8 protein-coding genes are annotated in these 12165 nt (G+C 31.6%); 1 reads left to right on the forward strand and 7 read right to left on the reverse strand.

Annotated elements, in window-relative coordinates; genetic code table 11:
- Position 1 precedes the first annotated feature (1 nt).
- Positions 2-751, forward strand: coding sequence for a LytTR family DNA-binding domain-containing protein (locus tag D1815_RS13410; protein ID WP_027395246.1), 750 nt, complete (start codon positions 2-4; stop codon positions 749-751).
- Positions 752-817: 66 nt separating this feature from the next.
- On the opposite strand, the gene D1815_RS13415 is transcribed toward D1815_RS13410, so the two are convergent.
- The 7 genes from D1815_RS13415 to D1815_RS13445 all read right to left on the reverse strand — a co-directional run bounded on the left by D1815_RS13415 (position 818) and on the right by D1815_RS13445 (position 12106).
- A complete protein-coding gene (locus D1815_RS13415) occupies positions 818-1282 on the reverse strand; it encodes a hypothetical protein (RefSeq protein WP_118387537.1) in 465 nt (154 codons plus the stop codon).
- Between the two features lie 1014 nt (positions 1283-2296).
- Positions 2297-3580: a lysine 2,3-aminomutase gene (locus D1815_RS13420; protein ID WP_118387539.1), complete on the reverse strand. Its 1284-nt coding sequence runs from the start codon at positions 3578-3580 to the stop codon at positions 2297-2299.
- Positions 3581-3617: 37 nt separating this feature from the next.
- A complete protein-coding gene (locus D1815_RS13425) occupies positions 3618-5756 on the reverse strand; it encodes a TOMM precursor leader peptide-binding protein (RefSeq protein ID WP_118387541.1) in 2139 nt (712 codons plus the stop codon).
- Between the two features lie 39 nt (positions 5757-5795).
- On the reverse strand, positions 5796-6593 hold the full coding sequence (locus D1815_RS13430) for a phytanoyl-CoA dioxygenase family protein (protein ID WP_118387543.1): 798 nt from the start codon (positions 6591-6593) through the stop codon (positions 5796-5798).
- Positions 6594-6599: 6 nt separating this feature from the next.
- Positions 6600-7016 (reverse strand): hypothetical protein, encoded by a 417-nt coding sequence (locus D1815_RS13435; protein ID WP_118387545.1) that lies wholly within the window; start codon positions 7014-7016, stop codon positions 6600-6602.
- A 16-nt stretch (positions 7017-7032) separates the two neighbouring features.
- Entirely contained in the window at positions 7033-11106 is a 4074-nt protein-coding gene (locus tag D1815_RS13440) for a TOMM system kinase/cyclase fusion protein (RefSeq protein ID WP_118387547.1), read from the reverse strand.
- A 40-nt stretch (positions 11107-11146) separates the two neighbouring features.
- Complete coding sequence (locus D1815_RS13445; RefSeq protein ID WP_118387549.1) at positions 11147-12106, reverse strand: FHA domain-containing protein; 960 nt, start codon at positions 12104-12106, stop codon at positions 11147-11149.
- Positions 12107-12165: the final 59 nt, after the last annotated feature.

Here is a 12165-nt window from a genome sequence, read left to right on the forward strand (position 1 = left end):
TATGCTTACAGCGATTATTGTAGAAGATATGCCAGATGCACTTCAACTTTTAAAAAGTGACCTGGAAACAAATCATCCCGAAATAAAAATTATAGATACAGCAAGAAGCGTAGTAGAAGCTGCAAAATCTCTTAGAACCAATGTTCCTGATATTTTATTTCTGGATATTATGCTAGGAGATGGTACAGGTTTTGACGTATTAGAGATATTTCCAGAATTAAAATCTAAAATTATCTTTGTAACTGCGAGTGATGAGTATGCTATAAGAGCTTTTAAATTTGCAGCTATTGATTATGTTCTAAAACCATACTCTAATGAAGAACTAGCACAAGCAATATCCAAAGCTAAAGAACAAATTCAGCCTAATAAAGAAAGACTCAATATTCTTAAAGATACATTATCTGCACCAGAGCAAAAACCTGATAAAATATCTTTACACACTTTAGACAAAATTATTATTGTAAGCTTAGATGATATTGTTAGATGTGAATCCGATAGTAATAATACTATTTTTTACCTACAAGATGGCCAAAAGGTATTTGTAACGAAAACTTTAAAATATTTTGCTGATATGCTTAAAAACTATCAGTTTTTACGTGTACACCAAAGCCATTTAATTAACCTCCAATGTATTAGTGCTTTTATTAAGGCAGATGGCGGTTATCTAATGCTTAAAAATGGAGAAAATGTTCCAGTTTCTGTTAGAAAAAAGGTAGAAGTAATGGAGATCTTAGATCGCATGCATAGATAATGTAGAACAAGCAACTGTTTTATAGCGAAATACGTTTTACTACTATTCTATCCTTTAGTCCATATTTTAACTAAAAATTTGGGCATATTGGTCTACGAATGTATAGCTGATTTGCTTTTTAATTTTACCAAGGTTTTTCCATATACCTGTAATATCAAGCGCATTCCAATTTTTGGATTGTACCGTATAGCAGTCTAAAATTTGATCATATATTGTTCTAACTCCTAAAGAGCCCATATCTGCTTTTATCTTTACATGTATAGCAATGTAATTACCTTCAGAACTACAATTATATATTTCGACTTTTATACCTGGTTCATTGTTAATTTGCGTTTTAACATACCCATTACAAGGCACTTTAATTTTTTCAATCTTTCCTGTATTTATATTATTGAATTCACTTGAGTAATACACTCTGTAATAATCATCCCCCAAATTTACTAACTGAAGCTTTGTTTTTAAACGCTTTTGAAATGGCCAACTACCAAACTTCACTTTTTGTGTCTTTGTATTAACAACAGAATATTTCATACTTTCAAGTTTTACGTTAATAATTATACAGTATCAAATCATTGAGGTAAAACTAAAAAATACCTCTCTTCAAAACTATTTCATCATATTTCATCGGGTTCAGATATATCATTTAGAAACTACATAAAATGCCAAGTGCTATAGAATCTACCCCATTGACTCTATAGCACGATTATCTTGGATTATCTGCTTGGCTTTATGAACATCAAATCACTTTCACAAGTACTAATTTCCCTTGTGGTTAATTTGATGTAATACTTCTTAATATTTTGACTTTACCTAACAAACAATAAGAATATTCTAACCATCCAAAATGCTAAACTTTTTTTATCTGAGTTTTGTGTGTTTCCAGTCATTATTTTATAGTATATGATTAATTCTTAATGTTTGATGAAACAAATATATATTGAACATATACGAAATAATATTTCATCATATTTCATTGCTTCATTTATTAATCAAAAGCTACAAATACCAAAAGAGCTGTAGAATCTACCCCATTGATTCTACAGCTCAATAATCTAACCTATTATTCTGGCTATTCACCAAAAATTATAACCTTTCAAATACATCTTAATTTCACAATTAATCTACTTGATGTATTTTCTAATTATCTATTGTTTGATGAGACAAATATATACCGAACACTTAAAAAATAATATTTCATCATATTTCACAAAGCCCTCCAATTACTTTAGTAGAGCACATAAAAAATGCCAAAATCCGTAAAGTCTTTCCCCTTCGACTTAACGGATTCTAGCTTTTCTTAACATCAAATCGTTTTCCTTACTTATGTTTACCCCCAGTATAGATTGATCTGATGTTATTCCTAATAATTGTTTACATTTATTTTGCTCTGATGAGACAAATATATGCCTAACACTTAAGGTATAATATTTCATCATATTTCATGCCAAAAAGCAGTCTTTAATTAGACTACTACTTATTCTATATTATTCGGCACTATTTTTAAGAAGTATCGCTACGATACGAAAAAAAGATCTTATTATGAACCTAATATACCGAACTCACTTCTAACTTATCTTCTTTGAATAATTCAAATAAGTCACCTGCATCTTTGGTGTGCTCATCAAAAGGAATAAGCTTGATTTTTCCCTCTCCATTAGTTTCTGGAGGAGACTGTAGACTTTTAAGAACAAAATATTTTTCTCCGTTAAGCTCTGTTATTCCATCTAATAAAATTCTATGAATATCATTTACAAATACGGGCCCTCGAACCGTTCTTGCCATACCAGAAGAAAGCTTTTGAGCTTCATTAAAAATAGTATAGGCTTCAGCAAGAGGAATACGAAAACAACTTTCTTTATTATGATCTGCTTCCATAAGCATATAAAAAGGAATTAGGCCTAGTTCTATTTGTTTTGTCCACAAATTACTCCAATCTTTTGCAGTATCATTTATTCCATTTACTAAAGGACCTTGACAACGAATTACAGCTCCGGTAGTATTAATATTCCTTATAGCTTGCTGCACTATTTCATTTTCCAATTCACGTATATGTGTAAAATGCGCTATAATATTAAGGTGCTTCCCTTTAGATTTAATGTATGTAAATAACTCGAATAACTCATCAATATCAGGATCTGTTAAGTAACGATAAGGCCACCAAGCTATTGATTTGGTTGTAATGCTTATAATTTTAACCGAATTAATTTCAAGTATAGGATCAATGTATTTTTTTATAGTCGAAGCTTTTAAAACTAATGGATCCGCACCTGAAAAAACTACTTCTTGAATTTCTGGTTGCTCTTTAATATAATCTATAGGGTATTCCGGTTCTATATAAGAAGAAGAGTTTTGCATTTCTGTGTCATTAAAAGCTACCCACCTAAAACAATATGTACAATAACTATGACAAGTTCTTACCATTGGAGAAGGATATAACGCCAAACTAGTGTTAAAAACTCTATAAGCTCCTTTTACAAGATTACCTTTATAAATGGGAATGCAACTTTGGTGGTAATTGATTTCAGGGAACATTTTAAGTTTTAAAGCTTTAGCAAAGTCATTTAATTCCTCTTTTTTACCTTTACTAAGAATACGTAATAGTTTTTCATAATCTTCTTCGGGAAGCATCTCTTTTCTGGGAAAAACCAATTTGTACATCGGATCATTAGGTATATTATCCCAATCAATTAGTTTTTCCAATACATAATTATTTACTTTAAAATGAAATACATTCGCTAAAGCATTAAAAGTAACTTGTTCTTCGTGAGGTAATTTTTCAAAATAAATTGTTTGTTTGAAGGCTTTACTATGATATGATTTAAATTCCATTTTAATTTTTTTTGTTTGAATTTACTTTATTAAGAACCTACACATATAGTCCCATTGTATTCAATTCATTTTCAGTTAGTATTCCTTTTTGACTCAAGTCTAATTCTAAAGATGCTTTGTACAACCTTTCATTCCCTAATTGAGGCCATATAAAACACAAACCTGGTATTATGACTTTTACCGTTTTTATAGGTATTTCAGGACGACTGTAATTAATAACTAATGTTTCGTATCCAAACTGTTCAACTTTTGAAGCACAGAATAAAACATCTTGTTTGATATTTTTGCTTTCAAAATTTAAAAAATCAGCCATTTTCCTTTTTTTATATCCTTTTAAAAAAGACTCTTCTTTTATAGCCTTAAAATCAAAGGGGGCATCATCTTGATGTCTAATAGGAATTAATTGACATAATTCTGTAAGGGCTCTAGAAGATGCAGTTTTGATATTTAAGTGACACCCAAAACCAAAACAAAACTCTTTAGTATCCTTATGTTGTGCAATTGCAGCTACAACTGGTATTCCGAAATTAGTAGTAATATCCAGCAACCAATAATCCCATTCTTTGCTTAAAGTATAATTTACTTTTTGCAAGTCATCTTCATCCAAACCCTGAATTTCAATTTCTTGTCTTACCGTTTTGTTATACCACCAAATGGCTGTAGCATCTCTTTCTATAACTTCATAGAACCCTTGTAAAATAGCTTCTTCAATGGTATTACCAGCTGCAGCACCATTTGAATTCCAACGAACATAACTATTATCCTCCAAAGGAGCATTACTAAAACAATATGTAAACGGCAAGTATACTTTTTCTTCTTTCAGCAAGGACCAAGTAGGCACCCAATGTAGAGGCTCATCAGTCAAATATCTTTTAACAGCGTGGTTTTTAGAATTTAAGTAAGAATTTTCTGTTTCAAATTCTTTATATTGTTTTTCACTAAAAGGTGCAAGTTGATTAGGTAGATAAAACCTAGAATCTAATAAATCAGGTGTTGCTTGTAAAAAGTATTCGTCTCCTTTAAATTGCGCTGAATACCTTTCGATAGACTCACATAAAGCACTCACCTTTGATTGTACATCTGCTACTCCTTTGCCTAAAGAAAATTGCACAAACAAGTCTTCACTTACTGATTTGTAATAGTGAGGAGGAGTACTAAAAAATGAAGATTTATAAATGGAAATGTTCGTGTTACTTTCTTCGGATATTAAGGTTAAATCCGTAATAACACCAGTAAGAGGACTGATGAATTTTTTTAAGTTTTGAACTGTGTTTTCCGGCTTTACAGATCTAGAACCGCCATCAAGACCTGCTATTTTAAATGTATCTTTTAAAACAATTGGCATTTGTATTTGTGTTTTCATTAATGAAATATCTCCACAAACAGAACACTGCGGTCGATGGTTAACCTTATGTTTTAAAAATGATTTTGAATAATTATTTATTTCAAAACAAGTGTCCTCTTGTTGAGAAACTTGAAAAAGTAACGAAATAAACCATTCTTTATCAAATTTCTCTGTTTCAAAAAAAGTTGGAGTTTGGATGTATTTATAACCCTTTTTTTGTTGAATCCATTTTTTTACGGGCTGATTTGCTATCATTTGGTCTGATAAACATTTCCAACAAGGGCGATTGTCTTTTGCAGAAAACAAAGGACCAATTAGCGGTTTTTCACCTGTAGGTTTGATAAGAATGAAGGAACGTTTTGATTTTAAATATTTTAAGTTAAGTTTCTCAAGCCTAGGGTCTAAATAATCATCTACAAAAACAATACTAAATGGAAATTTTAGATTTAAAAACACCTGAAGTATTTCATTACTAATTAATTCTGAAAAATTGTAAACCTTTATTTTTTCGTTAATTATAAAAAATTCGGGAAGTTGTTGCTTTCTTTTATTTAAAGAATATAAATTATCCTGTTTTTTAACTTGTAGAATTTCACTCTTAATTAAAGATTTTATTCCTTGTATAAATAAAGCGCATCTATAAAAATCAGAAATTTCTTTAATTATTTGGTTAATGTTTTTTTCGCCATCAATGTATTTAATAAATTCTTTATACTTTTCTCCAGACAGACAGTAATTTTCTGTTTCGCTAATTAATATCAACTCATTTTCAGAAATTACAAATTGTTTATACTTTGGATGCCAGTCAAATGTCTGATTGAAGTCTATCATTATAAGATATGAATTTTTTAAGTTAACAATGTTAGAACTTTATATTTTCTTAATTCCATCATATATAATTTTTGGTTCGTTGTTTTTTGAAAAAATTGGAAAGATTGTGTTTTTTATAGATACTTTTTCACTTAGATCATTTCCTTTTTCAATATGCAAGGCTACTGATATAGTTATACGTGGTTTTTCTGTTTTATTTTCCTCACTAAAATGCCAAATATTATCATGATGAAAACTTACACCTCCTTGTTTAATAATTGCTTTTTCCTCATTCCAGATATAATCTTGAGGTGAATCTTTTATTATTTGTTGCCTTTGTTTGTCCGTGTTTTTTTCTGCTCCATCATTAACCAAACTAATATTGTTATTTTCCCAAAGATGAGAACCTTTTAAAAAAGTTAAAGTTCCTGATCGTTCGTTTATAACGCTTAAAGGTATATACATACTAAGTAAATCTCCATTTTTAAAATTTACATATTTAGTATCAGTATGCCAACCTACACTTCCTTCAATTCCACTAAAAGGTGATTTATAAAATACATGACTTGCTGCAATAGATACTCTTGTTGCAGAGGTTATTTCAGAAATTCGTTTTCCAAGAATTGGAGTTGAGATTATTTCTAAGATTACAGAGTCAAAAAGATGTGCTTGATCTATTTTCTTTATTTTTTCATCAGTACCAATACCCCAACAATTATAAGCAGGAAAATTGTGAGATAATTTCCCTTCAAATATTTTTGTATATCTATCACAAAGTTCTAAGTAATCTTTTCTAAGAAGGATATCTTCATTAAAAAGAAGATATCCTTGCTTATAAAATAATTCTGTTATACTCATTGCAGACTATCCTATAGTAAAAGGATATGCCTTACCTGCTGCCATAAACGAAGCAAGAGCAGATGCCATATACTTCTCTTCAGGTTTAGGCGGAATCATCATTTCAATTGTAGCATAATAGTTATCATCGTCCAAAACCTTGAACCATCCATTAGTCGGAGTAGCATCTTTTTCAACCTCATGGTTGTATTTTTCTTCTCCTTCATACTCACTAATTTTCAATCTAAGATTTGAAAATTCTGAAAAGCCGTATTCCTTAGAGAATATTTCTTCAACTTCTTTATAGCCCTTGTTGTAGATATCGGAATGTTCTCCTTCCCAAATATCAGCTACAAGTCTTAAAAAAGCTGTTCTCCAAGCATCATTACCAATAAGACCAGCTACATAATTTTCGTCTCCTGTGATTCCTTCTTTGATACTCATAATTTAAATTTTAAAGTTAATTTTTCAGGTTATTAATAATTTTTATTGATTCATAATATAGAGGTATATCATGGTGATTTGGAAGTTTATCCAGTAAAGGCTTTAACGTCTGTGTTGCTACATCCGGTTGATTTTCTTTAATCAAAATTTTAGCATAAGACAACCCTGCGTTTAATGCCATTACAGGTGCTCCTTGTTGTTCTGCAGACATGATTCCATTTCTAAAGTGTTCTTCACATTTAGATGTCAGCTTTCCATTTTTAGAATATTCAGCAAGTCCTAAGACTTTTTCTATAAACGGGAAACTCCATTGTTCTTCAAGTTTTTGAGCCCTTGAAAGTGTTTCATTCATTCTATCAATAGCTTTATCTACATTTCCAAGACATACTTGTGTTTCAGAGAGAAGTGGTTCCCATATTGATAAACCACCACCTATTCTACCTTGATCTATAAGTGTGTCCAAAAATGATTCGGAATGCTCAATATTTTGGTTTGCCCATTCATAAAGAAGTGCACTATATGACCCAGACCATTCTTCATCATTTTTCTTAAGAAACTTGTTTACAATATCCTTAATTCTAGCTTTATCTTCGTACATATAAGCTACCCATGCTTCAAATACTTTCCCAAAATCACTAAACAGAGTACACCCAATTTTCAAAGACCATTGATACCCTCTTTCGCATAGTTCATAAGCTTCTTCTAAATCTCCCTTGCAACCTTTTAGGAATCCAAGAATATAAAGTGCGTTGGCTTTAGGTTCGATACCAAATGTTTTCCACAATTCACTATCTTCTTCATCATTATATAAGCTTAAGCACTCTTTCAGATATTCTTCACAGGATTTTAAATCTCCTTTAATATGACTAAGTTGGGCTATATTCGGTAAAACAAGAATTTTATTTTGCCTATTTTTTAGTATTTCCGCTTCAGAGATTACTTGGTTTATTAAATTGATAGCATCATCAAAATATCCAGTATAATGCGCATTTTGAATATTTGTAAAATGGCTAACAAATCGGAAATTATCGCCGGATTCTCTATGATCAGTAAATTGTTCAACAGATAAATGCTTGTCTATTTCATTATTTCTTTCCGTGAGTTGAATTAATTCTTTTGCTCCCATCCCATGGATTGCTAGTAAAGCAGGGAATCGCATCGCATTTAATCTAAACTCAAGCACAAGTTTTTCAGTGGCATCCGAAATCTTAGAAACCCAAATTAAAGCAGCAGAAGTTATAGATTCAGTTTCAAGATTAGCGGAGCGTTTCAAAGATTCTTGAGCTGCTCTTATACCATATTCAGATGCTTTTTCATAGTTGTTTGCTTCTGCAAAGTGATATGCTAATTCAAAAGGATTCTCATTCACCAAATCTTCAAAATCATTTTCTATGGTTTCAGCAATCCTTCCATGTACTTCTTGTTTTAATAAAGAAACCATGCTTTCATAGGCAGCATCACGAATTAAGGCGTGGCGGAATATATATTTTTCATTTTGTACTCTCCGATGGTGATAAATTAAGTTTGCATCTATTAAAGCATTTAGATTGGTTTGTACCATGCCTTCATCTTGTAATGAGGATTTTACCAACAAATCATAAGTAAATTCTCTACCTATTGATGCAGCAATTTGAGCTGTTTCTTTAGCAAAACCTATATGATCTAGACGGGCATTTAATAAGCCTTTTAAAGTTACAGGAACAGCCGTCGCATCAAAATTTTTGGTAAGGACATAAGTGTCATTTTCTAATATTAAATATTGCTCTTCTAATAACATTCTGGTTAGATCCTCAATAAATAAAGGAATCCCATCCGCTTTTTCTACAATATAATTAAGTGCTTTATCCGCTATCGATTTTTGTGGAATAAATTCTTTAATAAGTGATTGCGTCGCGTTTTCAGTTAATGTTTGTAATACTATTTCCTCAATATGTTTTGAGTTCCAATCATATTCAAATTCTGGACGTGTTGTTAGTAAGAATAGAAAATTATGTTGATCGATCTTCGTGACTATTGTATTTAAAAAATCTAAACTCGTAGGATCAATCCAATGTAAATCTTCGATGATTAACGTAAATTTCCTATCTATATCAATATGAAATATTAACTTTTCTAAAGCGTCGTAAAGAACCTTCTTTTGTTCGGCCGGTGATTCTTGAGAAATCTGATAGGTTTCATTTAAAGGAATCGAAAACCAGGAACAAAGTACGGGAATCGCTCTACTTGAATCAATATCTACTTTTTGTAAAGCTTCTTCCAAATGAGGTATTAAGGTTTCATTATCATGAACTCCTATATCCCTTTTTAGCATCTCAAAAATAGGATGTAAGGCATTGTTTTGATATTCTGGAAGACAACGACATTCTCTTACGGCAAAGTTTTGATTAATTAGTTGCTTTTTAGTTTCATAAATCAATTTGGATTTCCCAATACCTGCTTGTCCTCTTAACAAAATAGCTTTTCCTCCTTTTTTTCGGATACCGTCCCAAGTTTGAAAAATTTTGACAAGCTCTTCTTCTCGTCCGATCATTTTTTGATCGGCACTACGAGGGCTTAAATTAGAAAGCGCTTCTGTTTGTCGTTCTCCAGTAAGTAGAAAAGCATTAGTTTGTCGATCAATATTCGAAAAATCGTTCACTATTAGAGCTTCAAACTCCAAATGAGCTTCTAGTAATCTTCTAGTACTTTCGGTTGCCAAAATTTGTCCTGAAGGTGTAGAATATAAAAGATTAAAAGCTGTATTAGTAACTAAGCCTTCGGGAGAGCTATTGTGTTTTATTAGAACGGTACCTGAGTTTAAAGCAATTCTAATTTCTAACCCAACACCTTGTTTCGCAGAAAGTAAAGCGTCTCTTTTTTGTAATTGTCCAATCAGTTCTAGCGCCGTTCTGCCCGCTCTACGCGCATCATTATCGCTTCCTTGAGGATATCCAAAACACATTACGATTGTATCCGCAATAATTCCAGAAATATGTGCTCCAAATCGAATCCCTACATCTTTACAAAGGTGTAACTGATCTTTTTGCAGAGTATCCAAGGTTTCCAAATCCAACATAGAATGCTCTGAAACCGATAAGGCAAGCTTAGCACATAATACTGTAATCTGTCTTTTTTCACTATGAGCACTGCGCCATACTAATTGATTAACTTCCGTGGCATCTTCGGTACGTAAGGTAGTTTCTCCTTGTGGTTGTACTTGACCTACTAATGTACTAAAGTTAATTTTTGAAAAGGTTTCATAGACTAAAGCAGCAGTAGCTGTTCGCCTATTTTGATTTTTATCCAAGACCCCGCTTAAAACTTTACCTAATGAATGCCCAAAAATGGAAGGAGGTAGTGGAACATCGGCAGGGTTGAGTTGTTTTTGAAACACTTCGGCAACGCTATTTCCTTGTATAGCAGTCTGTCCAGTGAGACATTCTAATACAATAAGTCCCCAAGCATATAAATCAGATTTTGCAGTGGGTGGTTCCCCTCTTAACTGTTCAGGTGCACTGTATGCGGGAGTTCCAATTACTTCGTGAGTAAGTGTAATATCTTTATACTCATTTGTTTTAAAATCATTGGTAAAAGCTCCAATTCCAAAATCCAGTATTTTAATATATGATCTCTTTCCTGTTTGCGTGACCATGATATTATGAGGTTTAAGATCCCGATGAATAATTCCTTGAGCATGAGCTGCTACCAAGGCATCTAACACTTGCCCCATTAACGTACCCGTTACATCAGCTGGTAATCCGTGTTGAAGCGTAATTAAATCTTTTAAGGTTTCTCCAGAAATATATTCAAAAACGGCAAAAGGTTCTTTGTTAGAAGTATAACCCTTATCTAAGAGTTTAACAATATTTGGATGATTTAGTTCTGCACAAAGTTTCGTTTCTCGGTCAAAACGTGCAATTTGCTGCTTTATCGTTTTCTGATCAGGAGTTTCTTTAAATTTGAGTATCTTGATAGCTACCAATTGCCCAGTGCTCAACTGAGTAGCCTTGTATACAATACCATAACCTCCTTCTCCAATCTTTTCGAGTATAGTATAATTTTCAAGATAAATATCGACATTTGGGGCATTTTTAGTCGAGGGGTTTTCCATGATTAGGTTTTATAATTATTTTATATATAAATCTTTTGTTTTAATTGGCTATTGCGAGCACCTCACCAATGCATCGTTCTTCTTTTAAAATTTGAAAAAATCTGTGAGCAAACCGAATTTCACCATATCGCCTTTCGATACTATTCGCAAAAAGATATCCATAAGGTTTCGTTTCTAATAATAATTTTCTGATTCTATAAATTTTTAGATTTAAATAATAGGTATCTAATTCTTTACCAAATTCCTTACTCATATCACTTAATAAATCATCAATAGCCATCCAACCTTGGTCTCCATAAACATAACCGTTATCTACATCAATTAATCTTTTACGGGCAAGTGATAATAAAATATAATTATGAACTCTTTCTCCTAAATCTAATTCTAAGTTTTGCGTAATTATCTTAATACGGATATGCTCCTCATCCGAACTGAGAACAAACTGGAAATAAGCATTATTAACTATATGTCCATTATCCATAGTATCCTCTAATACTTGATTTTCTACAAAAACATATTCCTCATTATCAAATACATAAATTCTGTTTTGAACCAAATTGTCAATCACTCCATTTTTCTCTAATTTCCATGCTGCATCTTCTGGATAAATAAGAACTTCAGGTTCTTCTTCATTAGGAAATGCATGACCTGTAGTAAGTTCTATTATTTTATTTTTATTTTTTAACGATTTGAGATAACTAGATGGAGGATCGAGGTTTACTATTACCCATAAGGTTGAAGTATTTTCGCCAAATTGAATCTTAAAGCCTTGTGCTAGTTTTATAGCTGTATTATTTATATACTCCCCATTTACTATAGTACCATTTCTACTATGATCTTGTATATACCAATTACTACCTCGCCAAGATATTAATGCGTGCGATTGAGAAATATCTTTTTCAGGAATATACGTATGAGCAGTGTTTTGGTTTCTCCCAAAAGTATGTTGTGTATTTAAACATACTATTTCCGCTGTTTCATTATTTTTGATAATAGCCATGTTTCAACTATTTCATTTATAAAATTATAAGTGATTAATTTCAAAATAAGTTTAACACT

It is taken from the genome of Aquimarina sp. AD1, from assembly GCF_003443695.1.
Classification (GTDB): domain Bacteria; phylum Bacteroidota; class Bacteroidia; order Flavobacteriales; family Flavobacteriaceae; genus Aquimarina; species Aquimarina latercula.